This is a genomic window from Streptomyces lasiicapitis (assembly GCF_014646335.1).
Classification (GTDB): domain Bacteria; phylum Actinomycetota; class Actinomycetes; order Streptomycetales; family Streptomycetaceae; genus Streptomyces; species Streptomyces lasiicapitis.
Genome location: NZ_BMNG01000003.1, coordinates 101,491 through 126,784, shown reverse-complemented (window position 1 = coordinate 126,784; position 25,294 = coordinate 101,491). Strand labels below are relative to the sequence as shown.

Annotated in this window: 12 protein-coding genes; 3 read left to right on the top strand and 9 right to left on the bottom strand. The window is 73.2% G+C overall.

Annotated features, from left to right (window positions below; translation table 11 throughout):
- Window positions 1–127: 127 nt before the first annotated feature.
- From IEY91_RS06425 to IEY91_RS06410, 4 genes are all read right to left on the bottom strand, one after another.
- Entirely contained in the window at window positions 128–2,113 is a 1,986-nt protein-coding gene (locus tag IEY91_RS06425) for an ABC transporter ATP-binding protein (RefSeq protein ID WP_189173191.1), read from the bottom strand.
- A gap of 181 nt (window positions 2,114–2,294) precedes the next feature.
- Entirely contained in the window at window positions 2,295–3,056 is a 762-nt protein-coding gene (locus IEY91_RS06420) for an NUDIX hydrolase (RefSeq protein ID WP_164319678.1), read from the bottom strand.
- 119 nt (window positions 3,057–3,175) lie between these two features.
- On the bottom strand, window positions 3,176–5,281 hold the full coding sequence (locus IEY91_RS06415) for a glycogen debranching N-terminal domain-containing protein (protein WP_229696748.1): 2,106 nt from the start codon (window positions 5,279–5,281) through the stop codon (window positions 3,176–3,178).
- 231 nt (window positions 5,282–5,512) lie between these two features.
- Window positions 5,513–7,021: a DUF4192 domain-containing protein gene (locus IEY91_RS06410; RefSeq protein WP_189173190.1), complete on the bottom strand. Its 1,509-nt coding sequence runs from the start codon at window positions 7,019–7,021 to the stop codon at window positions 5,513–5,515.
- 266 nt (window positions 7,022–7,287) lie between these two features.
- Between IEY91_RS06410 and IEY91_RS06405 the strand changes: the two genes are divergently transcribed.
- The 3 genes from IEY91_RS06405 (at window position 7,288) to IEY91_RS06395 (ending at window position 9,732) form a co-directional block, all read left to right on the top strand.
- Complete coding sequence (locus IEY91_RS06405) at window positions 7,288–8,121, top strand: class I SAM-dependent methyltransferase (protein WP_189173189.1); 834 nt, start codon at window positions 7,288–7,290, stop codon at window positions 8,119–8,121.
- Window positions 8,118–8,861: a DUF2470 domain-containing protein gene (locus tag IEY91_RS06400; RefSeq protein WP_164319684.1), complete on the top strand. Its 744-nt coding sequence runs from the start codon at window positions 8,118–8,120 to the stop codon at window positions 8,859–8,861. Before IEY91_RS06405 ends, IEY91_RS06400 begins: the two co-directional genes overlap by 4 nt.
- A 151-nt stretch (window positions 8,862–9,012) precedes the next feature.
- Window positions 9,013–9,732, top strand: coding sequence for a siderophore-interacting protein (locus IEY91_RS06395; protein ID WP_189173188.1), 720 nt, complete (start codon window positions 9,013–9,015; stop codon window positions 9,730–9,732).
- Between the two features lie 264 nt (window positions 9,733–9,996).
- Here the strand turns inward: IEY91_RS06395 and IEY91_RS06390 are convergent, their stop codons facing one another.
- From IEY91_RS06390 to IEY91_RS06360, 5 genes are all read right to left on the bottom strand, one after another.
- Window positions 9,997–11,157, bottom strand: coding sequence for a 3-deoxy-7-phosphoheptulonate synthase (locus IEY91_RS06390; RefSeq protein WP_229696747.1), 1,161 nt, complete (start codon window positions 11,155–11,157; stop codon window positions 9,997–9,999).
- 263 nt (window positions 11,158–11,420) lie between these two features.
- Window positions 11,421–12,866, bottom strand: coding sequence for an MDR family MFS transporter (locus tag IEY91_RS06385; protein ID WP_229696746.1), 1,446 nt, complete (start codon window positions 12,864–12,866; stop codon window positions 11,421–11,423).
- Window positions 12,863–23,548 carry a non-ribosomal peptide synthetase gene (locus tag IEY91_RS06370; RefSeq protein WP_229696745.1) on the bottom strand — a complete coding sequence of 3,562 codons (10,686 nt, stop codon included), beginning with the start codon at window positions 23,546–23,548 and terminating at the stop codon, window positions 12,863–12,865. Before IEY91_RS06370 ends, IEY91_RS06385 begins: the two co-directional genes overlap by 4 nt.
- 1 nt (window position 23,549) lies before the next feature.
- Window positions 23,550–24,335: an ABC transporter ATP-binding protein gene (locus IEY91_RS06365; protein WP_189173187.1), complete on the bottom strand. Its 786-nt coding sequence runs from the start codon at window positions 24,333–24,335 to the stop codon at window positions 23,550–23,552.
- The gene (locus IEY91_RS06360) at window positions 24,332–25,261 is read right to left on the bottom strand and encodes a FecCD family ABC transporter permease (RefSeq protein ID WP_229696795.1); all 930 of its coding nucleotides are present in this window, start codon (window positions 25,259–25,261) and stop codon (window positions 24,332–24,334) included. The genes IEY91_RS06365 and IEY91_RS06360 overlap by 4 nt, the downstream gene beginning before the upstream one ends.
- Between the last annotated feature and the right edge of the window lie 33 nt (window positions 25,262–25,294).

The following is a 25,294-nucleotide window of genomic DNA, read 5'->3' as shown; positions in this document are numbered from 1 at the left end:
GGTCTTTGGTGAAAAGCACACGAAAGGGTGATCGCTTACCTCGCTGCAATTGACGCGTTATCGGAAAGAAGTCGCCGCTCCCCGGAGAGTTGCGCGCAATGCGGGAACGAAACGCGGCAGACAGCCGTCAGCGAGCCCGGCCCCGCACCGCGGTGAGCACATAAGCGCAGAGCAGAGCGGTGACCGACAACGTCAGTGCGCTGCCGACGGGTTGAGCCACCATGCGCACTCCCCCGGCCAGATATCGCTCGGCCCCGAAGGGCCATTGCACCAGCGCGAGGTCACGCAACCGTCCCGGCAGACCCGCCGCCGATCGCACAGACGGCCCTTCCAGTGCCTTTTGTACGAGGGGTACGACGACGATCGGCACGGCGACGACGGCGGCGAGCCCGGCGGTCGTGGACCGGAACACTCCGGCTGCCAGAACGCCCGCCCAGGCGCAGCCGGTCATAAGAGTGAGCCAACTCGCGCTCAGGGCAAGCCAGTCGGCGGGAACTTCAGTGAGCTCCGATCCGTATACAAGGTGGAGCAGGGCGGCGTCGCACCCCACGGTGAGCACGGCCAGGAGCAGAGCCGTGGCGGCGGCGACCGCGAGCTTCGCGGCGAGGAGACCCAGCCGACGCGGGACGGGGCCGCGGTCCGCAGCGAGGGCGGGGTGGCGGAACTCCTCACCGAAGGCGAACGCACCGAGAAGTCCGGCACCGAGGGCGGCGGGCGGCAGCGGAAACTCAGTGGGCCATGCCACGAGCAGGCGGGGCTGCGGCGTGTGGCCGGTCCGGGCGAGGAAGACACCCAGGACGGCCGAGACGGCGAGGACGGCGGCCACCGTGAGGTATCCGGTGCCGATGCCGGTGGCGCGACGCAGTTCGTAACGCAAGGGGCGCAGGGGGTTTCGGTTTGTGCGGACGGTGATGGGGGGTGGCAAGGGGGACCTCGGCTGAGGGGGCGGCTGAGGTTGGAACTGTGGCTGTGGCTCAGAGGCGCGGCTCGCCGTTCGAGCCTTCGTCGCTTGAGCCGTCGTCGCTGGATCATCCGAGGTCGAGGGCTGGAGGGCGCCGTTCGGCAAGGAGGTGTGTCCGTCGGCGGAGGTGCCATCTTCGTACGGGAGTCTCTCCGTGGTCCCGCCGGGCGCATGCTCCGGCGCGGGCTTCCTGGGAGGCGCGTCGGGGGCGCGCGGCTCGGTGGGCGCCGGACTGGCCTCTGAGGCGGGAAGGCTTTGCCGGTGCGCGGTCGTGGGTGGCCCCGCGTCCCCGGTTTCATCGGCGAGTTGGTGGACGAGGATGCCGTGCCGGAACGCGGTCTCCCCCACGTCCGCGCACGTGCTGCCGTACACCGAAAGCCTGTTGCCGCCCTCCTTCACCACCTCGACGGTCCAGCGGCGGGAACGCGCCTCCTTGGCGAGGAGGGCGGCGAGGCGCGTGGCGTGAGGGGTGCGCACGGCGACGCGGGGGCGCAGCCGGGTGCGGGCGAACTCCGCCGCGTCCTGGTCGGCGACGAGCCTGCCGGCGTCGAGCGTGACGACCCGGTCGGCGGTCCGCGCGGCCTCCTTGGGGTCCTGGGTGGAGTACAGGACGGTGCCGCCCTGGGCCGCGTGTGCCCGCAGAAAGCCGTGCAACCAGCCGTTCTCCCGGGCCGCCAGGCCGTCGGCGGGACCGTCCAGGACAAGTGTGTGCGGATTGGTGAGGAGGGCGCAGGCCAGACCGAGTCTGCGGTCCATGCCACGGGAGAGTGTGCCGAGGCGCTGCTCGCGAAGGCTGACGAGCCCCACGGCTTCCAGCACGTCGTCGGCGCGCAGGACGGGCACCCCGACCGCTGCGCAGAGCATCCGCAGGTGGCCCCGCACCGTGCGGGCCGGATGGCCGGGGACCTCGCCGAGCAGCACACCGACTTCCCTGGAGGGGTGGGCGATGCGGTGCAGCGGACGGCCTCTGAAGTAGGTGATTCCGCGGCCCTGTTGGAGTTCGAGCATCAGCCTGAGCACCGTCGTCTTGCCCGCGTCCGGTGCGCCGAGCAGCGCGGTGACACGGCCGGTGCGCGCCTCGAAGGACACGTCGTCGACGGCGGGCGGGAGCTCCTGACGGGAATTGCTGGTCAGTCCGATGGCCTGGATCATCGCTTCTCTCGCGGGATGTGCGACCGCTCGACGGCCGGGGCGAGTCCGCCGGATCGGGGACGGACGAACCCCGTGGGTACCGCAGCAAGATAACGCGACATTTCTGGCTTTTGGCTCAGGGTGACTTCACGCGAGCCGCTGCGTCAGGCGAGCTGCGGCCGCGCGCGATCGGAGCCGCTTCTCAGACGTCCGGGCGCAGCATCGGCGGGTTGAGGAGCGTCGCGCCGCCCGCCCGGAAGAGCTGAGCGGGGCGGCCGCCCTGGCGGGTCGTCGTGCCGCCGGTGGGGACGAGGAAGCCCGGCGTACCGGTCACCTTGCGGTGGAAGTTGCGCGGGTCGAGCGCGACACCCCACACGGCTTCGTACACCCGTCGCAGCTCACCGACCGTGAACTCGGGCGGGCAGAACGCCGTGGCCAGGGACGAGTACTCGATCTTCGAGCGGGCGCGTTCCACCCCGTCCGACAGGATCTGCGCGTGGTCGAAGGCGAGGGGCGCCGCCTGTTCGCCCTCGCGGCCGTACCCGCCGTGGGTGAGCAGGGCGTCGACCGGCGCCCAACGCGCGCTGTTGGCGTCGCCGCCCGCGCGAGGTGCGGGCAGGTCGGGCGCGAGGGCGAGGTGAGCGACGCTGACCACCCTCATCCGCGGATCACGCTTGGGATCGCCGTACGTCGCCAGCTGCTCCAGATGTGCCCCGTTGGCCTGAACCGGGCTGTCCGGGTCGTGAGCGCACAGGCCGGTCTCCTCGACCAGCTCCCGCGCTGCCGCCGCCGACAGGTCCTCGTCGACCTTCACGAATCCGCCGGGCAGCGCCCACCGCCCCTGGAACGGCGGTTCGCCGCGGCGCACGGCCAGCGCGCACAACGCGTGGCGGCGCACGGTCAGCACGACCAGATCGACGGTGACAGCAAAGGGCGGGAAGGCCGACGGGTCGTAGGGCGACATGCCGCGATCATAGTCGTCTGCCTGACGATAAACACCTCTTACGGCATCTGCTTCCCGCTCCGTTCCCCGCGGCCCGCCCATCCGGCCCGACGCGTCCTCCGCCTCACCGCTCAGCGTGCTCACACTCCCAACTGCAGCCCGTCGGCGGCCTCCTCGACCATGGCGAGGCCGAGCCTGCTCACCCGTACGGAGAACGGAGCTCCCGCGACCCTGAGTGCCGTGAGTCCGAGCTCTCCGAGGGGTGCGCTGCGGACGGGGTTCAACGTCACCGTGCCGGCCGGCGCGTCCGGGCGGATACCGGCGAGCAGAGTCAGGAGCTGCACCCCGGCCGCCGCGCTCACGGCCGCGGGACGGCAGGCCGCCGGGTGCGGCAGGGGCGCGCCGCCTGCCACGCGCTGCTCACCCGCGTACATCTCGGGCAGTCGGTGTCCGAAGGCCTCGGCCGCGCCGAGGGCGCCGCGCAGCAGCGAGCCCGCCTCCTTCTCGTAGCCCGCGGCAGCCAGGCCCGTCACGGCGACTGCCGTCTCGTGCGGTCTGACCGCGCCGCTCCGGTGCCCGAACGCGTTGTACCCGGCTTCTTTGGCGCCCAGGCTTCGCAGGCCCCAGCCCGAGTCCATGGTCGGGCCGCCGAGCAGCCTGGCGAGTTGCTCCGTCTGCACCTTGTCGAGCAGTCCGGGGGCGAGTGCTCCGGCGCCGAGCAGGCCGGTGTCCAGGAGGTGGGCCGCGCTCCCTGTGAGGTACGGAATCAGCCGTCCGTCGGGCAGTCGCGCCGCCGCCGGCCTGCCGCCCGTTCGGTCCGCCACCCAGAATTCCTCCCGGAAGCGGCCACGCAGCCGCTCCGCCCACTGCCGCAGGTCGGTGCCGCCCGCACTTCCGTGGGCGTCGAGGAGGTCGGCGCCGAGCAGCGCCGCACGGTGCGCGTGGGCCTGGGTCTCGCAGCGGGCGGGCCCGCCGGGGTGGGGGTCCGGGAGGAAGGTGTTGTCGCCCAGGGCGTCGAGGAGCCATCTCAGGCACCGCTCGGCGGTGGGCAGCAACTCCTCCATGTCCGCCTCCGGGGTGCCCCAGCGCCAGGCTTCGGCGAGGAGCGCCGGGAACAGGAGGGTGGCTTCGACGCCTGTGCAGCCAGGGGGCAGCAGGGGCCCGGCGGCCCTCGTCGGCCCGGGGATCATGCCTGACCGCGGGCCCGGTTTCTTGAGCTGGCCGCGGGCGAGGGTGCGCAGGGTGCCCACGGCGAGCCTGGTGCCCAGCGGCAGGGTCATCCGGGCGGCCGCGAGTGCTTCGGCGGGCGCGAGGCCGCAGCGCCAGGGGGCACCAGCGGCCACGTACACATCGGCGGGATGTGTCGGGTCGCGCAGCAGCAACGCCCGGAGGTCGGCCACGGATGTCTCCAGGAGCCGCTGGACCGTGGGGTCGTCGCCCACTGCCCGGGCCGAGGCCAGCGGGCTGCTCGCACCGTGGCTCACGGCTCTCACCGGTCCACCGCCGTCGGGGCGGACACGCAGCTCCACGCTCTGGCTGCCCCCCGGCGGGAGCTGCACTTCCCAGCGCAGCAGCCCGGCGGAGGCCAGGGCGTCCTTGGGGGCCGGGACGGCGGTGACCACGCAGTGGCCCCGGCTCGAGGACCAGCGCATGCCGGAGTCGTGGACACTGGCGGGCAGTTCCGGGCCGGCTCTGCCCGACGCGACCGCGCCCAGTTCCGCCAGGTCCGTGCCGAGTGACACCTCGACGGGCAGCCTCAGGGGGCGGCTGGCCGCGCTGTGCAGCGTGATCCTCTCCGTGCCGTCGGCGTGCCGGATCCGTTCCACGACGACGTCCGGGTCGGGTCCGCCCTCGGTCGAGGGAAGCACCGTGGCCACGAAGCGGGCGCTGTCGGCCGAGAGCATCCGGGCCTGCACGGCGACCGGCTCCCGCCCGGCCACGCGGACCTGGCAGCGTGACAGCATGCGTCGGCCCGAGCGGTAGAAACCTTCCAGGCCACGGCCGTTGAGCTGCCCCTGGTCCGTGGAGACGGCCAGTGCGGGCAGGGCGACGCAGACCAGCGAGGCATGCGCGGGCGGCAGCGCGCCGGGGCGGCGCGCCACGGGAGCGAGAGCCTGTCCGGCGGACGGGCGCCGGGGGGCCGGGGCGGGCAGGCGCGGTCTGTCGGCCTGACCGCCGTCGGATCTCTTGGGCACACCGGCGACTTCGGACCGGCCGGAGACAGGAGACGGGGCGGGAACGTGCATGGGGCAGCCTCTTCTGCGTTGTCTGCGCTGCGGAGACTCGGTCGCGGTGCAGCGGCGCGACCCGGACGTGGGTACCGCCACTCAGGTGAACGGAAGCGGACCGCTCCAAGTCACGCACCCGCCGCAGGAAGCCGCCCAGACGGCGGTGCGCTGCCGCCACGACCGCCCCGGCCGACGTGGCCCACGCCAGGACCGGCCAGGACCCGGGGCGCCAAGCCCTCACGCTCGCGCTCACTGGTCACTCCTCGTGTCCCGCCTGACGGCGGGCCGCCGGTTCCGCGGCCCCGTGCCTGCTCCTCCGCTCGGGCGCGTGGTGCGCGCGGAGGGGCGGGAGCGGCGGCGGTGGCCGCGGGGTGCGGAGCCGATGTCCGTGTCGGTCCTGGCCTCTGGTTCTGTCGGCGCACCGGCACCGGCACCCGCGCCCGCGTCCGCGCCGAAGCCGACATCGGGGCCGACGGGACGAGAGGAGCCAGTGGGGACGGAAGCGGCCGCGGAGACCGCGGGGCTCAAGTGGTCGACCGCACCCAGATGTTGGGAAGCGTCGTCCGTCGTCGAAGCACCTTCGGCCACAGCGGACTCCGGCTCCCGCTGGGCCCGCTCGCCGCGCAGGATGCGGCGAATCGGCTCCGGGTCGTCGTCCGCACCGCACACGGGGTACAGCAGCAGCGCGAAGGTGTAGTGCGGGTCGGCGGCCAGCGCCATGGTCAGTGCTTCCTGGCCCTCGATGAGGTCACCGAGCGACCAGGCGACCCAGCCGGCCAAGGTCAAGGGCGCCGCCGCGTGTTCGTAGAAAGAGCCGACGCAGCGCCGGGCGAGTGCTCGCCAGAGCCTGAGCGCCGACCTGGCTTCCTGGCCCTCCATCCACTCCGCCGCCCGGTCCCGCGTCGTACGGTCCTGGAGACCGAGGATCACGGCGGCAGCCTCGTCGTGAGCCAGCAGTTCGTCGTCCTGAAGGTCCGCGTCCAGCAGGTCGGGCTTCGGGGGTGCCGCGGCGAGGCGGGCCATCAGGCGGCGGGCGAGGTCGAGGGTCTCTTCGGCGACTTCATCATGGCCGCCCTCGTCCAGGATCCTGGGCACGAGCGCGACCGCCGCAGCGTGCAGCGCGCTCTCCTGAGCCGCCGCGGCCGCGGTCCGCCACGGCTTCAGTCGCGCCCGCAGCTTCCCCTGGTCGGGGCCCACTTGACGGCCCGCGTACGCGGTGGCCGCCGCGAGGACCGACGTGCCCGCGGGAGGAAGCGGGGTGCCGTCCGCCGGGCAGCAGCGCTGATCAGGGCAGCAGTACGTCCAGAAGCGGCCGTCCGATACGCACACGGCCTCCAGGACCGGGATGTCGAGGTCGCCGCAGGCGGTGCGGAGCGTCTGGGCCAGCGGCCTGAGACGCTCCATGACCTGTCGCCCGGAGAGCCCGGAGGTGTCCCCCGCGGACCCTCCCGGCTCCTGGCAGAGGAAGGCCACGACGCCGTCCGGCCGGACCGAGCGCCGCTCGCAGCCGCTCACCAGGCACTGGGCCAGCTGCTCCGCGACGGCCGGCCAGTCCTCCGCGCGTTCCGGAATCCCGAGGCGCACCCTCCCGCCGAAACGGCCGCGCGGGCCCTGCAGCGCGATGAGGACGACGCTGTTCTCGGGCCGGAATCCGAGCAAGTACGGCAACGCGTCCGCGAGTTCGGCGGGAGTGCGCAGAGTGACCGCGGGTTCGTCGATCGGATCGGTCGGGTCGATTGAGTCGCTGTGATTCGTCATGCGCCGACTCTGCACCGGAACCTGTCATTCCGGTTGGGCCTGTGGATAACCACGATCAGGGGCACGCCAAGAGTTGTCCACAGCCTGGCGGGCTCGGTCGCCCGATGCCGGACCCATCCGGTTACATGGAGTCACGAGCGCCGAACTCTCGCCGCACAGCAGGCCGCTCACGCCCGCATGAACACACGAATCCGTGGACGCACGGACACGTGGACACATCCAGCTCAGTAAGGTTAGCCTTACCTCACTTAAGGGGGTTACGGTCCATGGCAGAGAAACGCCGTCCCGAACTCGGCACCGTGCAGGAGACCTTGCTCATTCCGCTCTACGCGAGAGCCGTGGAGACCCGGCGGCAACGCGAGCTGCTCCACGATCCTCGCGCGGTCGAGATGGTCGAGGCCATCGACTACGACTTCACGCGCTTCGACGGAGCCAAGAGCCTGATCGGCGCGAACCTCCGCACGCTCCTGCTCGACACGTGGGTGCGTCGCTTCCTCGCCGAACACCCTCACGGCACCGTTGTCGAGATCGGGACGGGGCTCAACACCCGGTTCGAGCGGGTGGACAACGGCACGGTGCGCTGGTTCGACGTGGACCTCCCCGACGTCATAGCGCTGCGGCGTACGTTCTTCGACGACACCGAGCGCCGCCGGATGATCGCGGGATCGGTGACCGACCCCGACTGGGTCACCTCGGTCGCCGACTCGCCGGGTCCCTACTTCGTCGTCGCCGAGGCCGTACTCATCTATCTCGAAGAGGCCGCCGTCCAGGACGTGTTCCGCATGATCGGCGAGAAGCTTCCGGGTTCTCTGCTGGCGCTGGAGACCGCCGCCGGGGCCATGATCGACGCTCAGGACCGCCACGACGTCCTCAGCAAGGTCGACGCGCGCATGCACTGGCGGTGCGACGACCCGAGCACTCCGGAACGCTGGGACACCGGAGCCCGGTTGGTCGAGACCACGACCCTGAACACCCTGCCCCACCCCGTCAGAGACCGACTGCCCTGGTCGTACAGGGTGCTGCTGTCGACCATGGGCACGCTGCGCCGTCGACAGATAGAGGCGTACCGCTTCAACTTGTACCGCATGGAGGCCCGTTGAGCACCGTAGCCGAGACATCGCCGAGTGAGCCGAACGGGCCGATCGAACCGACCGCCGCGGAACGGGTCCGCTCCGTCGTCGCCGGCGCCGAGTCCTTGTCCCTCACCACGGACGGTCAGGAGTACGACCTGATCGGCATGCACTCCGTGAGCCGCAGGGGGCGGATCACCCTGCACCCGCAGGCCGACAGCCCTCTCGCCGCCCAGGTGGCGCGAGCGCCGCGCGGCAGCCTTGCCGCGCTCCTGGAGTTCACGGACATCGCGCCGACCGCCGTTCGCGCCCGCGTCAGGGCCGGGGTCACGGTCTCGGGATGGCTGACACCGGCCAGAGACGGCGAGGCGCCGGCGTTGGAACTCGACATCGCACGCGTCACCCTGCGCACCGCGGCCGGGACGGTGGAGGTGGGGCTCGACGAGATGACCCTGGCGGCTCCCGATCCGCTCGCGGCCGAGGAGGCGGCGATGCTGACTCATCTCACCGACGCACACGAGGACATGGTGGCCGGGCTCGTGGCTCTCGCCGGACCCCGAATACCGCACGGCTTCACCCGGGCCGTGCCGCTGGCCCTGGACCGCCACGGGATCACGTTGCGCTACGAGTACCCGAGCGGTCATTGCGATCTGCGTCTGCTGTTCCCGGAACCGGCCAGGAATGCCGCGGACGCCGGTGAGCAGATATGCCGGCTCCTCGTGGCACCCGCCGCGACGGCTCATCTCCACCACCCGTCATCGCGGTCCTGAGCCGCCACCGGACCGGGCGCGCCCTCCTGGTGGCCGGCGGCCGGTGACCGCCACCCGGTGACCGGCACCCGGTGACCGGCACCCGGTGGCCGGGGCCGGTGGCCGGGGCCGGTGGCATACCTCATCCATCACGAATCCGTAGGGGGACACCGTGGGACACGGCTGGCAGGGCGCTGTCCTGAAGCTGATGCGCGGCAAGGACTTCACCTTCACCGTCCGGTCGAACGAGCGGCTTTCGGAGCGGCTCCATCGGCTGTCCTTCACGGACGGCGGCATGCTCGCCGCCACGGGGGTCCATCCGACGATGTGGGTGCGTCTCTGGTTCGACAACGGCGACCGTCCGCATCAGCGGGCCTACACCCTCGTCGCCCCCGACCCCGAAGCCGGCACGTTCAGCATGGACTTCGCCCTCCATCCCGGCCGCGCGAGCGACTGGGCCCGCGCGGCGTGCCCCGGCGACACCATCGACGCGACGGTGCAGGGCTCGGAGTTCAGCGTGCCGGATCCGTTGCCGTCCCGGCTCCTCGCCGTCGGCGATCCTGCGTCCCGGCCGGCCATCGACTCGCTGCTCGACGCCATGCCGCTGACTCCGGCCACGATCTGGTACGAGACTTCTCACGCCCGCGACGGTGACCACATACCCGGCGGCGGCACGGCGAGCCGCGACGTCATACATGTGCCGCGTGAGGACCACGGTTCCCAGTTGATAGAAACGGTCCGCACGGCTCTGCCTGAGCTCATGGACGACTCGTCGTATCTCTGGGTCGCCTGCGACACCGCGACCACCCGCGCGCTCGCCTCGTTCGCCCGGAAGCAACTCGGCGTGCCGAAGGAGCGGTTGTACACGCTGGGCTACTGGCGGGCTAGTTGATCGGTTGCCGCTCGACTGCGGTCGGGCGAGGTCGGCTGAGTTCGTGCCGTGGGCGCCGGGGCGAGGTCCGCGGGGCGTAGGGGTTCGGGCTGGTCGGCCATGCGGACCGGACCCGGACCCGGACCCGGACCCGGGCTCGGGCTTGAACCTGGACACGCGTCTGCCCGCCCGGAGTCGGGCCCCGGCCTGACCCCGACCCCGACCTCGGTCCCGACCGCGGTCCCGGTCCCGGACGAACGTCTGCCCGTCCGGGTCCGGGGATCGTCAGGCGCGGCGGCCCCGGTTGCGGGAGGCCAGCGCGAGGGTGTCGAGGAGCGGGGCCGTGCGGGACCAGCCGAGGCAGGCGTCGGTGACGCTGAGGTCGGGACGGGGGTGTGCTGTTTCGGGGTCCTGCTTGCCGTCGGACAGGTAGGACTCGATCATGACTCCGGCGAGGGACGTGTCGCCGTCGGTGATCTGCTGGGCGAGGTCGGCGACGACGGTCGGCTGGCGGTTGTGGTCCTTGCCGCTGTTGCCGTGCGAGGCGTCCACGACGATGCGTTGGGGGAGGCCGGCTGCGGCGAGGGCCGAGCGGGCCTGGGCGATGCTCGCCCGGTCGTAGTTGGGGGTCGGGCCGCCCCGGAGGACCAGGTGGGTGTCGGGGTTTCCGGTGCTCTGGACGGTGGTGAGGCGGCCGTCGAAGGACACTGCGGGGAGGGTGTGCGCGTGGGCGGCGGCCTGGATGGCGGCGATCGCGGTGTCCATGCGGCCGGAGACGCAGTTCTTCATGCCGACGGGCATGGGGAGCCAGGAGGCCAGGTGGCGGTGGGGCTGGCTGGCGACGGTGCGGGCGCCGATGGCGGCCCACGACACCGTGTCGGCCACGTACGGGGCGAGGGCGGGGTCGACGAACTCGTAGGCCAGGGGCAGGCCCGTGGCGGCCGCGTCGGTCAGGAAGGAGCGGCCGAGGCTCAGGCCCGTGGCCAGGTCGCCCTTGCCGTCGAGCGTCGGCGCGGTGAGGAGGCCGGTCCAGCCGGTGATGGTGCGGGGCTTTTCCAGATAGGCGCGGAGGACGATGACCAGGTCGTCGGAGAGGCGTTGAGCGGCGGTGGCGAGGAGGTCGGCATATTCGAGTGCGGCCGTGGTGTCGTGGACCGAGCAGGGGCCCACGACCACGAGCAGGCGGGGGTCCCGGCGGGCGAGGACGGCGGCGACGGTGTCGCGGTGCCGGGCGATGGCTTCGGCGGTCGCCTGGGGCAGCGGGTGGGCTGCGGCGAGTTCGGCGGGTGAGGGTAGGGGGTGGACTGCGGTGAGATCCGCCGGCGCGGGCTGGGCCGGGGCGAGCTTGGCCGGTGCAGGGCCGGGCTCGGCCACGGCGAGGTCGGCCAGTACAGGACCCGGATCGACTGCGGCGAGATCCGCCGTCGCCGGACCAGGCTCGGCCAAGGCCGATTCGGTCGGCGGGGCCACAGGCTCGATCGTCGTGAGATCCGCCGGTGTCGGCCCGGGATCGGCCGTGGTCAACTCGGGTGCTGCTGAGGCAGATTGGGCCGCAGGAGCCGACGGTGACGGCACAGGCTTGGGTGCGGTGGGGGTGGGTGGTGTGGGCGCGGGCTGGTTTGTCGTGAGTCTCGCCGGTGGGGGCGTGGGGTGGGCCGGGGCGCGGCCGGGCGGTGTCGGGGCGGGGGGTGTGGGCAGGGGGTGCATTTTTACTTCCTGACGTGGGTGCGGGGCAGCCTCGTGGCTCCGGCGGCGGCGAGCAGGCAGAAACCGAGCACCCACCAGAAGGTGTCGGCGAACGCCCAGGAGATGTCCGGGCCGCGGGCGGTCAGCCGGTTCTGGAGGACCACGGCGAGGGCCGCGGTGCCGACCGAGCCGCCGACGGTGTTGAGGAGGTTCAGGGCTCCTGAGGCGCGCGGGAGGTGTTCGGGTTCGATGCGGCTGTAGACGATGTTCATGACGGGCGCGCCGATCATGGCCATCCCGACGCCGCGGACGGCGAGCGCGGCAGCGATCACGAAGTCCGGAGGTTCATGGCCGAGTTGGGTGAAGGGGATGGTGCCCGCGACGATGAGTGCGATGCCGGTGACCACGAGGGTCCGGGGCGCGACCTTGTCGATGGTGCGGTTGACGAGGACCGAGCCGGCCGCCGCGCCCAGTCCCTGGGGGGCGAGCAGCAGTCCGGCCTCCCATGCCGAGAGGCCGCGGCCCGTCTGGAAGTACAGCGGCAGCAGGAACATCGTGCCGAACACCGAAGCGCCCAGGACGAGCAGGGCGAGGGCGGCGGCGCCGAAGGGGGGGCGGGTGAAGAGGCGTGGGTCGACCAGCGGGGTGCGGCTGGTCCGCAGGCCGTGGACGGTGAAGGCGATCAGCATCGTCAGGCCCGCCGTGATGCCGACCACGGCCGGCAGGTTGCGGTCGTGGGAGACCTCGGTCAGGCCGTACACCAGCACGGCGAGGCCGGGTGAGAGCAGCGCGGCCCCGCGCAGGTCGAACGGCGTCCGCCGTGTCGACGGCGGCACGTCGGGAACGTACCGACGGGCAAGGAGCACCGCGACCGCGCCGATCGGCAGGTTGACGAGGAACAGCCACGGCCAGGACGCCGCGCTGAGGATGGAGCCGCCGACCAGGGGGCCGAGTACCGGTGAGAGGAGGGGGACGACCGCGACGACGCTGATCACGCGGCCGGTGCGGCCGGGGCCCGCGACGCGGGCGAGGAGTGCCTGCCCGGTCGCGGGCAGCAGACCGCCGCCGAGGCCCTGGATCACCCGGAAGACGATCAGGCTGGTCGCCGACCAGGCAAGGGCGCACAGCAGCGAGCCGAGCAGGAAGACCCCGATCGCGGCGAGCCAGGTGCGCCTGCCGCCGAAGCGGTCGGCCAGCCAGCCGGAGGCGGGTACGGCGGTGACCACTGCAAGGAGGTAGGCGGTGGAGACCCATTGGATCTCGGTGACCGAGGCGCCGAAGTCGGCGGACAGGGTGTCGATTCCGACGCTGACGATCGTGGCGTCCACCGTGGCCATGAAAGTGCCGAGGACCAGGATGAAGGCGATGCGGAGGAGGTTTTTGTCGATCCGATCGGGGGGTGTGGGTGGGGGTGCGGAGTCGTTCTCCTCCGTCGGCGCTCCGGGGGATTCCTGGGATTCCTCGCTCATCGGGGCTCCAGGAGGTCGAGTACGTTCTCGTCGAGGTGGGCGGCCAAGTTGCGCAGCAGGTCCAGGAGTTCCTCCGCGAGGCCTTCGATGTCCGCGCCGGACCGGTGGGCGAGTACGGCCGTCCAGCCGTTGCCGTCCGGCATGACCGTGAGGGTCACCGGGTGGTGGGTGGCCTCGCGGAAGCGGGTGCCGACGACCGTGAGGCCGGGGGCGGGTTCGCGGAGGCGGTCCGGGTCGACCGGGTAGTTCTCGAACACGACGAGGCTGTCGAACAGCCTGCGCCGTCCGGTGAGTTGCTCCAGGTCGGGCAGGGCGACGTGCTGGTGCTCGACCAGCGTGCGCTGGCGGGCCTGCAGGTCGGCGAGCGTGTCCGCGAGGGTGCCGGTGAGTCGGGCGCGTACGGGAACGGTGTTGGCGAGCAGGCCGATGATCTCCTCCACGCCCTCCAGCTCCGGCGGGCGGCAAGCCACCATCGCGCCGAAGCAGACGTCCGTGCGGCCGGAGCGGCGTGCGAGGAGCACCGCCCACGCGCCCTGGACCAGCGTGTTGCGGGTCAGGCCGCGGCGGGCGGCGAGGTGGGCAAGGTCTGCGACGAGTGGGGCGTCGAGGGTGATGAGTGTGGGCTCTTGCCAGGCGGGGCCTAGTTGGCTGCCGCCGGGTTCGCTGTCGGTCAGTTGGCTTTCGCCGCGATGGCCTTCGCCGCTGTGGCCGTCGCCGCGTCCGCTGTCGCTGGGCGCGCCGTCGCCGCGTCCGCCGTCGCCGAGTTCACCGTCGCCGGGTTCGCCGTCGTTCCGTCCAGCGCCCGTTACGTAGTTCCCCTCGGGCAGGCCCGTCAGTTCGACGGCCCAGGCGCCGAGGTCCGGCTCGTGGTCGGCGCGCCAGCGCAGATAGTCGCCGAACGGTACGGGAACGGGCAGGTCAGGGGTCTCGTCGCGGAGCCGTGCGGTGTACAGGGCGAACAGTTCGGTGAGGATGCGGGGGGCCGACCAGCCGTCGGAGAGTACGTGATGTGTCGTCAGGACCAGGTCGGCGCGCTCGGGGCCGCGGTGGATCACGGTCAGGCGGACGAGGGGGCCTTCGGCCAGCTCGAAGGGTTCGGCGAGGTCGGCGGCGAGGAGCTCCGCCACTCGGCCGTCGAAGGCCACCGGTTCGTCGGATCCCGCGTGCCCGTCAGGCTTCAACCGCCCGTCGAACGCCGCCGGTTCGTCGAACGCCGCCGGCTCGTTGGCTTCCGCCGGCTCGTCGGATTCCACCGGTTCGTCGGATTCCACCGGTTCGTCGGATTCCACCAGCACGTCGACCGACACCCGCCCGTCCAGCACCCGGAACTCCGGCCGAGGCGACTCCGGGATCACCGCCAGGTCCGCGGGGAACACGGCGCCCAGGTTCGGGTGGCGGGCCAGCAAGTCGTCGCCCGCCGCGCGCAACGCGTCGACGTCGAGCGAACCCGCGAGGGAGAACGTCGACTGCACGGTGTACGGGTCGGGGCGCTCCGTACGGGAGTGCCGCAGCATCACCTCCTGCAGCGGGGTGAGCGGCTGCACCTCCGCGACCGGGCGATCCCCGGCGGCGCGGTCGAGCGCCAGGATCTCCGGCGCGGCGGCGGTACGCAGCAGCGCCGCCCGCAGCCGCTCGGCCAGGTCCTCGATCTCGGCGGCGGTGAACAGCGCGGCCGGCCAGGTGATCCGGACGCCGAGCACGGAGCCGCCGGCCGCCGCGTCGTCGCGTACCAGCGCGTTGACCATCAGGCTGTGCGGCAGCGGCAGCGCGTCGGTGCCGCCGGAGCCGAGCGGGTCTGCGTCCGGGGGTGCCTGCCAGGGCGTCTCCTCGGCCGGGGCGCCGGGGAATTGGCCGAGGTAGTTCCAGGCGACCTCGGGGCGTACGGGGTCCAGGAGGCCCGCCGTGGTGAGGATGCCGTGGCCGAGGCCGTCGCCCTGGGCGCGAAGCCGCTCCCCGACGGCCTTCACGTCGTCGGCGGCGTCGAGGCGTACGGGGTGGACGGCGGTGAACCAGCCGGCGGTCTGGGACAGGTCGACATGCGTCGGGCGGCCGTGGCTCTCCAGCGCGACGAGCAGTTCCGGCGTGCCGCGCCAGTCGCGTACCGCTCGCGCGAGTGCCGTGAGCAGTACGGCGTCGGGCGTGGTGCGGTGGGCGGCGGGCAGGGTCGTGATCAGGGCGCGGGTCGCGGCGGAGTCGAGCCGGAACTCGTGGTGCGTGGCGGTGGCCACGGTGTCCCTGGCGGGGTCGAGCGGGCGGGTGAGCGCCGGAGTGGCGGTCATCCGCTGCCAGTGCGGGAGTTCGGCCTGCCGGTCGGCGTCGCGCAGCGAGCGCGCCCAGCCGAGGAAGGACTGGCCGTGCCGGGCCAGCGTCCCGCCGGAGTACGCGTGCTCGACGTCGTCGAGCAGGACGCGCCAGGACACACCGTCGACGACCAGGTGGTGGGCGATCAGGACGAGCCTGCCCGGCCGGTCGGGCCCGGCGTCCACCCACACGGCACGCAGCAGCGGACCGGTGCGGGGGTCCATCGACTCGCGTACGACGGCGACTTGGGCGTCGACGAGGGCACGCAGGTCGGCCGCTTCGGAGTCGGCCAGGGCGCGCGGGCTGTCTCCCGCTTCGGAGCCGACCACCGCACGACCGCCGTCGGTCACCCCGGAGCCAGCCACGACCCGCAGGCCGTCCGCCGCATCGGAGCCGACCCCCGCACCAACACCATCGGCCGACTCAGAGCCCCCCAAAACCCGCAGGCCACGGACCGCCTCGGAGCCGGCCAGAGCGCGCGAACCCTCCCCCGCCCACACGCACGTCAGCACCTCGCCCGCCGTCACCGCACCCACCGCCGGAACGCGCAAAGCGTCGTCCACCAAGTGCGCCCGCAACACGTCGTGCCGGGCCAGCACCGCGTCCAACACGCCCCGCCAGCCCGCCTCGTCCCCGCCCGCGGGCACACAGATCTCCACCCACTGGCAGAATCCGTCGGCCGCGGAACCGGCACGGCTCAGCAGGTCCCGCATGATCGGGGTCAGGGGTGCGTCGCCGACGGCCGGAGTGTCGGCGGCGGCGAGGGCGCGTGCCCGTGCCGCGATCCCGGCGACCGTCGCGCCCTCGAACACGTCGCGCGCGGTCAGGCCGAGGCCTCGGCGGCGGGCGCGCGACACGACCTGCAGGGAGACGATGCTGTCGCCGCCGATGGCGAAGAAGTCGTCGTCGGGGCCGACTTCCTCGGTGCCGAGGACGTCGCGGAACACGCCGAGCAGGACGGTTTCGGCCTCAGTGGCGGGTTCGCGTCGCGCGGCGGCGACGGTCTCGGGGGCGGGCAGTGCCGCGGCGTCGAGCTTGCCGCTGGGGCTCAGGGGCAGTCGGTCGAGGGGGACGAGGGCCGTCGGCACCATGTGGTCGGGGAGTTCGTCGGCGACGTACGCACGTACTCGTGTGGTGTCCAGGTCGGCGCCGTCGGTGGGGATGACGTAGCCGACGAGCCGGCCCTCGCGGACGATGACGGCGGCGGCGCGGACGTCGGGGTGGCGGGTGAGGGTGGACTCGATCTCGCCCAGCTCGACCCGGAAGCCGCGGACCTTGACCTGGTGGTCGACGCGGCCGAGGAACACCAGCTGCCCGTCGGGGCGCCACCGCACCAGGTCGCCGGTGCGGTACATGCGTGTGCCCGACGCGCCGTACGGGTCGGCGACGAACGCCGACGCGGTCAGGGCGGGGCGGCCGAGGTAGCCGCGGGCCAGGCTGGGCCCGCCGAGGTACAGCTCGCCCGTGACGCCGACGCCGACGGGCTGGAGCCCGGAGTCGAGGACGTACGCGCGGACGTTGGGATCCGGGCGGCCGATCGGCAGCGGACCGGTGTCGTCCGGGTCGTAGTGCCAGGTCACGGAGTTGATGGTGACCTCGGTGGGACCGTAGGCGTTGAAGAGCGCCTTGCGGCCCGTGCCCCAGCGCCGCGCGAGGGCGGGGTCGAGCCGCTCGGCGCCGACGACGAAGAACACGTCGGGGGCGACGGTGCGGTCGTCGGGCATCGCGGCCAGGAACGACGGCAGCAGGTTCACACCGGTCACGCGGTGCTCGACGATGTAGTCGAGCAGTTCGTCGCCGGGTACGCGCACCTCCTCGGGCGCGATGACGGACGTGCCGCCGGAGAGCAGCGGCACCATGGTCTGCCAGAACGCGACGTCGAAGCTGGTCGACGCGAAGTGCAGATACCGGTCGTGCTCGGTGACCCCGACAACCTCCTCCTGGAGCGCGATCAGGTCGGGCACACCGCGGTGGGTGACGCCGACTCCCTTGGGGCGCCCGGTGGTTCCGGAGGTGTAGATGACGTACGCGAGGGCGTCGCCGGTGAGCTTGGCGCGCGCGTCGGCCGGGTCGGTGTCCGGCATGGAGGCGAGCGTGGCCGGTTCGTCGAGTCGCAGGACCGGGATCTCACGGTCGCCCGGCACGTCGGCGCCGGTCGTGAGGGCCGCGGCCGGGACGATGTCGTCGATCATGTACGCGAGACGGTCACGCGGATAGCTCGGGTCGAGCGGGACGTACACCGCCCCCGCCTTGGCCACGCCGAACAGGGCCACCGTCATCTCGACGTCGCGCCCGAGAAGGACCGCGACCGGGTCCTGCGGCCGTACGCCGCGCGCGATCAGCGCGTGCGCAAGGCGGTTGGCCTGCCGGTCCAACTCGGCGTAGCTGAGGCTGCGGTCGCGGCAGACCAGGGCCTCCGCGTCGGGCTTGCGGCGCACCCAGGCGGCGAACTCCTCCAGCCAGTGGCCGCGGGACTTGGCGGAGACGATCTCGGTGCCCGTACGCAGCATCCGCGTCCGCTCGTCGGGAGCGAGCGCGGGCAGCGCGATCGCGGGGCGTGCCGGGTCGGCGACGATCTCCCGCAGGAGGTTGTGCAGCCAGCGGCCGTAGTCGCGCACGGTCGCCTCGGCGAACGCCCCCGGCTGGTAGCCGAGGCCGATGGTGATCTCGTCGTCGGGGATGACGATGACGGTGAGCGCGTAGTGCGTGGCGTCGGTGATGTCCACGCCGGCCAGGTCGAGGCCGGGGGCGAGCGGGGTGCGCTTCCGGCTGGACAGCGGGAAGTTCTCCATCACCAGCATCGTGTCGAAGAGTTCGCCGACGCCCACCGCGCGCTGGATCTCGGGCAGGCCGACGTGGTGGTGCTCGGCGAGCGCCACGCTCTGTGCGTGTACGTCCGCCATCAGGTCCCGCGCGGTCCGGTCCTGGGTGTGCCGTACGCGTACGGGGATGGTGGTGCCGAGCTGGCCGATCATCGACTCCACGCCGTCGACCTCGGCGGGCCGCCCGGACACCGGGCAGCCGAACACGACGTCGCGGCGCCCGGTGAGCCTGCCGAGCAGCAGGCCCCAGGCGGTCTGGAGCACCGTGGTCAGGGTGACGCCCTGTTCGCGGGCGAACGCGCGCAGGCGGTCGCTGAACTCCTCGCCGAGTCCGACGGTCACGCGGCCGGGCCGCTCGACGCCGGTGCCGACGCGCGCGGGTGCGAGCCGCGTCGCATCGTCCACGCCGGTGAGCGCGTGCTGCCACGCGGCCAGGGACGCCTTGTGGTCGCGGCCCGCCAGCCAGCGGAAGTACTCGGAGAGCGGCGGGGCGACGGGCGCGGCGGGGCCGCCGCCCAGCTCGGCGTAGAGCGCCAGCAGGGTGCGGCCGACCAGCGGCATCGACCAGCCGTCGAGCAGGGCGTGGTGATTGGTGATCACCAGCTTGTGCTCGGCGGGGCCGACGCGGGACAGCAGGAAGCGGATCAACGGTGGCCGCTCTGGATAGAACGTTCGTTCCAGCTCGGTATGTACGGCCTCCTCGAACCGGTCGTCCTGCCGCCAGTCGAGGGCCACCTCGGCGGGGATCACCTGCACCACGTCGTCCCCGGCGGTGCCGAGGTACACGCGCAACGCCGGGTGGCGGCGCAGGAGTTCGCGTGCGGCCTCGGCCATCCGGTCCGGGTCGAGTTCGCCGACGAGGGTGGTGACGGCCTGGACGACGTACACGTCGGTGTCCTGGTCGTCGCGGACCAGGGTGTGGAAGGAGAGGCCGACCTGGAGCGGCGTCGCGGGCAGGACCTCCGCGATGCGGCCGACACCGTCGGCGCTTTCGAGGGCGTAGGCGCGTTCGAGGGCGTCGATGGCGGCCTGGTCGAGGTCGACGAGCGGCAGGTCGGAGGGGGTGAGCCCGCCGGGCGTGTGGCGCGCGTGCTCGGCGAGCGCGTCGAGCGCGGCCGCCCAGGCCGTCTGCAGGGCCGCCACGGCGTCGGTGCCGAGCACCTCGGTCGCGGCGGTCCACTCGACGGCGAGCCGGGGCGCGCCCTCCTCGTGGACGAAGCAGTTGAGGGCGAGGACCTGTTCCAGGGCCTTGGCGTCGGGCTCGGTCACCGCGAAGGCGTCCCGCTCGGGCAGGCGCCATCCGGTTCCGGCCAACGGGGCGAACCGGCCCAGGTAGTTGAGGAGCACGTCCGGCGGCGGGGTGGCCGCCAACTCGGCGCCCGCCACCGGGTCGAGGGAGCGCAGGACGCCGTAGCCGACACCGCCGTCGGGGACGCCGCGCCTGGCCTCCTTGGCCGCGCGCAGCAGCCGCCCCACATCACCCGCGGCGGGCACGCGCACGGGGTACTCGCTGGTGAACCAGCCGACCGTACGCGCCAGATCGAGGTGTTCGCGGCCGTGGCCCTCCATCGTCACGGTCATGGCGTCGCCGCTCACGCCCCACTCCCGCAGGGCGAGCACGAGCGCGGCGAGCAGGACCTCGTCGACGCCCGCGCGGTAGGCCGCGGGCAGGGTGGTGAGGAGTGCCTCGGTGACCTCGGGCGAGGCCACGGTGACCGAGGTGTGGGCGGTGGACACGGTGTCGCGGGTCTGGTCGAGGGGGCGGGCGCCGAGGCGGGCCGCGTCGTCCAACGCGGCACGCCAGTAGGCGAGTTCGCCGCGTCGCGCGCCGGTCCCGCCCTGCTCGGCGAGCAGCGTCGCGTGCCGCCGCCAGGACGCGCCGACCGGGTCGAGCGCGACGCCCGCGCAGGCCGTGTGCAGGTCGGGCAGCAGGACGCGCCAGGAGACGCCGTCCATGGCGAGATGGTGTACGACGATGACGAGCCGGTCCGGCGTTCCGTCGCCGGTACGCAGCAGGGCGGCGCGCAGCAAGTCGCCCGAGCGCGGGTCGAGTTGACCGGCCAGACGCCGGGCGAGAGCGGTGACGTCCGCGTCGGCCTCGTGGACTTCGTTGACGACGGCTCGTACGTCGCCACGCGGAAGCACCTCCAGCGCGCCGCCGTCGCCCACCCGCAGCCGCAGCGCGTCGTGGTGGTCGAGGACCGTCTGTACGCCCATGACCAGGTCGTCGTACGCGAGTTCGTCGACACGCAGGGCCGTCCACTGGGCGTACCCGGCGACGACGTCCACGTCGGGGTGCGGGTCGAGCAGGCCGCGCACGATGGGCGGCGCGGGCACCGGCCCGGTCGGGTCGTCCAGCTCCTGCGGCGCGTCCGCGACGACGTCGGCGGAGGCGGCGAGGGCGGCGAAGGTGCGGCGGGCGAGGAGGTCCCGGGGCCGCAGCTCGATCCCCCGCGCCCGCAGCCTGCTGCTGACGGTGATCGCGGTGATGCTGTCGCCGCCGAGCGAGAAGAAGTCGTCGTCCACACCGACCCGTTCGGCCTCGAAGACCTCGGCGAGGACGGCACACAGCAGTCGCTCCCGCTCGGTGCTCGGCTCCCGGCCGGCGCCGCCGGAGGAGGCGGGCGCGGGCAGGGCGGCGCGGTCGAGCTTGCCGTTGGGCGTGACCGGCAGCTCGTCGAGGACCACGACGGCGGCGGGCACCATGTGCTCGGGGAGCCGCTCGGCGAGGTGGGCGCGTACGGAGTCAGCGGCGATCGGGGCGACGTCCTCGGTGCCGGACGCGTCGTCCCCGGTTCCGGAGCCCGCCACGACGTAACCGATCAGGCGCGACGAACGCACCACGGCCGCCGCCGCGCTGACCCCCGGCACCGCCGCGAGCGCCGCCTCGACCTCGCCGGTCTCCACCCGGTGGCCGCGGATCTTGACCTGCCCGTCGCCGCGGCCCAGGTACTCCAGGCCGCGTCCGGGCACCCACCGGCCCAGGTCGCCGGTGCGGTACATCCGCTCCCCCGGCGCGCCGAAGGGGTCGGCGACGAAGCGTTCCGCGCTCGCCCCGGGCCGGCCGAAGTAGCCGCGGGCCAGGTGCGGCCCAGCCAGGTACAGCTCGCCCGGCGTGCCGTGCGGCACCGGCTGCAGCGCGCCGTCCAGGAGGTGGATGCGGGTGCCCGCGAGCGGGTGGCCGATCGTCGGCACGTCGCCCTCGACCCGCCCGATCGTGCTGGTCACGGTGGCCTCGGTCGGGCCGTACATGTTGCGCGCGGCGATTCCCGCGTCGGCGATGCGCCGCCACAGCGCGGGCGGGGTGGCCTCGCCGCCGAGCACGAGGAGCGCGGGCGCGGGCCGCCGGTCGAGGAGGCCGCCGTCGATCAGCGGCGCGGCCATGGACGGCGTGGTGTCGACGATGTCGATGCCGTCACGGGCGTACGCGGCGAGCAGGGCGTCGGCGTCGCGGGTGGTCTCGGCGTCGTACACGTGCAGTTCGTGTCCGCACAGCAGCCACACCAGGTGCTCGAAGGCGGAGTCGAAGGCGAACGAGTAGGTGTGGGCGGCGCGCAGCCGCCGACCGGCCGTGGCGCCCTCGACCTCGGCGACGACGGTGGAGCGCTGGTGGTGCAGGAGCGCGGCGAGACCGCCGACGCGGCCGAGCACGCCCTTGGGGCGGCCGGTCGACCCGGAGGTGTGGATGACGTAGGCGAGGTGCTCGGGGTGGCGGGGGGCGGCGAGTTCGTGGGCGGCGAGGGGGGCGCCGGACAGGTCGGCGGCCTCGGCGAGGAGGGTGGTCCAGGGCAGGCCGTCCACCGCACTGCCGCTGGGGACGAGCGCGGACAGGTTCGTGTCGGTGAGCACAAGGACCGGACGCGTGTCCTCGACCAACTCCCGCAGCCGCTCCGCCGGATGGGCCGCGTCCAGGGGCAGGAACGCGGCCCCCGCGTCCATGACCGCGAGCAGCGCCACCACCGAGTCGGCCGAGCGCGGCAGCGCGAACGCCACGACGTCGTCGGGCCCGACCCCGCGGGCCCGCAGCGCGCGGGCGACACGGTGCACCCGGCCCGCGAGCTCGGCGGCGGAGAGCCGTTCGTCGCCGCACACCAGCGCGGTGTGCCCGGGACCGGCGGCGGCCATCGCGTCGAACGCGGTCGGTACGTCGACCGGCGGGCCGGGCACGGCGGGCGGCGCCCAGTCCGCGAGGATCCGCTCCACGTCGTCGGCCAGGGCGATCCGGCCCACGGGCAGGCCGTCGGTGAGCCCGGAAAGCAGGGCGCGAAGGCCGGAAAGCTTGGCGTCGACCATGGCCTGGTCGCTGTTCCTGGCGTCGACCTCGAAGCCGAAGAGCAGCCCGCCGTCCCGCGTGGGCAGAACGCTCAGGCCCATGTCCTCCGGCGGACCGCCCGCGACGTTGCGCATCACGCCGGTCGCCCCGGCGAAGTCGATCGCCAGGTCGAACGCCTTGAGGTTGATCCCGCGCCCGTGAAGCAGGGCGCCCGCGCCGGGCACACCGAGGTCGCGCGGCAGGTCCTCGCCCCGGTAGCGCTGGTGCTCGCGCATCTCCTTCATCGCGTCGGCGACCCGGCGGCTCAGCTCGCCGAGGCCGTCCCCGGCACGCACGGTCACCCGCAGGGGCAGGACGTTGACCGCCATGGCGGGCGTACGCAGCTCGGTCGAGCCCGTCCGGCACATCAGCGGCAGCGCGAACACGACGTCGGTGCGCCCGAGGACACGGTGCAGGAAGGCGGCGTAGCCGGCGATCAGCACCTCGCCCCAGGTGACGCCCGCCTGGTCGGCGAACTCCCGCAGCCGGGCCGTCTCTTCGGGCGGCAGCACGGTACGGGCGGTGAGGGTGCGCTCGGGCGGACCGGCGGCGGCGTCGACGTCGCCGAGGTCCGGGAGCGGCGTGAACCGCTCCACCCAGTACGCGCGGTCCTCCGCGAACCGGTCGCTGTCCCGGTAGTCGCGGTCGGCGGCGACGAGGTCGGCGAAGGAGCCGAAGGTCGAACGGCGCGGCTCGGTCCCGCGCACCAGCGCGGTGTAGCGGGCGGCCGTGCGGCGGGCGAGCATCGCGGCGGTGTAGCCGTCGAAGATCAGGTGGTGGCCGAGCTGGGTGTACCAGACCTCGTGGTCGGAGAGCTTGATGACGGTGCGTGAGTAGAGCGGGATGTCCACCATCGCGCGGCAGGCCTCGCCGGTGCGGGCCCGCTCGGCGACCACGAACGCCTCCGCGGCCGCCGCGGGGTCGGCCTCGCCGCTGAGGTCGACCACCCGGGGCGGCTCCACGGGCTCGTCGCCGATCCGCTGGCGCGGGCCCTGTGGGGTCTCGTACACCCGCAGCCGCAGGGTCTCGGCCTCCTCGGTGGTCGCCCTGACCGCCTCGACCAGCGCGTCCACGTCGGCGGGCTCGTCGCCGGATATCTCCACCACGTCGCCGACCACGTAGTACGGCGAGTCCGGTTCGAGGCGCTGCGCGTTCCAGATGCCCACCTGGGCGCCGGTCAGGGCGAGCAGCCCGTCGGGGGCCGCGCTTGCGGACAGGCCGTCCGAGGACACGCTTGCGGTGCTCAACTCATTCTCCTTGCAGGGTGGGGACGACCATCGGCGTGCCCGTCACGGGGTCGGGGACGATGACGCTCGGCAGGTCGAAGACGTCCTTGATCAGCGCGGCGTCCACGACGTCCGTGGGGTCGCCCTCGGCGGCCACGCGGCCGTCCTTCATGGCGACGAGGTGGTCGGCGTACCGGCACGCCTGGTTGATGTCGTGCAGGACGGCGATGACCGTGCGGCCCTCGTCGCGCAACTTGGCCAGCAGGCCGAGCAGTTGGTACTGGTGGGTGATGTCCAGGAAGGACGTCGGCTCGTCGAGCAGGAGGTAGGGCGTCTCCTGGGCGAGCACCATGGCCATCCACACGCGCTGCCGCTGTCCGCCGGACAGCTCCTGCACGGGCCGGTCGGCCAGGTCGGTGACGCCGGCCGCGGCCATGGCGCCGGTGACGGCCTCCTCGTCCTGTTTGGACCACAGGGCGAGCAGCGACTGGTACGGGAACCGCCCTCGGCCTACCAGTTGGCGGACCTTGATGTCGTCGGGGGCCTGCGGGTCCTGCGGCAGGAAGCCGAGTTGCTTGGCCAGGGCCTTGGCGGGGTAGTCGCCGACCTCGCGGCCGTCGAGCTCCACGTGTCCGCCGTCGGGGCGCAAAAGTCGTACGAAGGCGCGCAACAGGGTCGACTTCCCACAGCCGTTGGGGCCGACGACGGCCGTGAACGCGCCGTCGGGGACGTCGAGGCTCAGTCGCGTGGACACCACGCGGTCTCCGTAGCGCAGGGTGATGTCCCGCGCGGTCAGGCGTGCGCTCACGCGCGCCCCACCTCCTTGGTCAACAGCCAGATCAGGTAGCAGCCGCCGATGGCGGTGCTCACCACGCCGACGGGCAGCGCGACGGGTGCGAGCAGCATCTGGGCGACCAGGTCGGCGCCCTGGAGCAGCACCGCCCCGGTCAGCGCGGCCGGGAGCAGCGGCACCCCGGCAGCGCCCGCGAGCCGGCGGCCGATCTGCGGTGCGGCGAGCGCGATGAAGGCGATCGGCCCGGCCACCGCGGTCACCGTGGCCGTGCAGCCCACGCCGACCAGGACCATGAGGAGCCGCAGCCGGTCGAGGCCGACGCCCGTGGTCACCGCGATCGCGTCGCCGAGCGAGGCCTGGTGCATGGCGTGCGACCGGGTGGCCATCAGGGCGAGCAGCACGGCGATCACCGTGAACGGGATCCCGAGGTCGTCCCAGCCGACGCCGTTGAGCGAGCCCGCGCTCCAGCCGACCGCGGCGATCGCCACCTCCAGGTCGGCGCGGAGCACGATCCACGAATTGAGCGCCGTCACCATCGCGTTGACGGCGATGCCGATGACCACGAGCCGCAGCCCGGAGAAGCCCCGGTCGAACGCCAGCAGGTAGATGGTGGCGGCGACGACGAGTCCGCCGAGCACCGAACCGACGGCCAGTTGCGCGGACGTGCCCGACAGGACCGTGATCGCGACCAGGGCGCCGGTGTAGGCGCCCGCGTCGAGGCCGATCACGTCCGGGCTGCCCATCGGGTTGCGGGTGAGGTTCTGGAAGAGCGCCCCGGACACCCCGAGCGCGGCACCGAAGACGAGTCCGGCCAGCACCCGCGGCATCCGCCAGTCCCAGATCACCACGGAGGGCTCCGCCCCGCTGAGCACGGCGAACACCTCGCGGGGCGTGGACCAGGACGTGCCGTAGCAGAGCCCGGTGAGGCCGAGGGCGAGCATCAGGGCAACGAGGGCCGCGACGAGTACGACCGT

Bases quoted from the DNA above. Each gene is read 5' to 3' on its own strand.
- IEY91_RS06385 (WP_229696746.1), bottom strand. From the start codon at position 12,866: ATGAGCGAGGAATCCCAGGAATCCCCCGGAGCGCCGACGGAGGAGAAC.
- IEY91_RS06410 (WP_189173190.1), bottom strand. From the start codon at position 7,021: ATGACGAATCACAGCGACTCAATCGACCCGACCGATCCGATCGACGAA.
- IEY91_RS06420 (WP_164319678.1), bottom strand. From the start codon at position 3,056: ATGTCGCCCTACGACCCGTCGGCCTTCCCGCCCTTTGCTGTCACCGTC.
- IEY91_RS06425 (WP_189173191.1), bottom strand. From the start codon at position 2,113: ATGATCCAGGCCATCGGACTGACCAGCAATTCCCGTCAGGAGCTCCCG.
- IEY91_RS06360 (WP_229696795.1), bottom strand. From the start codon at position 25,261: ATGCTCGCCCTCGGCCTCACCGGGCTCTGCTACGGCACGTCCTGGTCC.
- IEY91_RS06405 (WP_189173189.1), top strand. From the start codon at position 7,288: ATGGCAGAGAAACGCCGTCCCGAACTCGGCACCGTGCAGGAGACCTTG.
- IEY91_RS06415 (WP_229696748.1), bottom strand. From the start codon at position 5,281: ATGCACGTTCCCGCCCCGTCTCCTGTCTCCGGCCGGTCCGAAGTCGCC.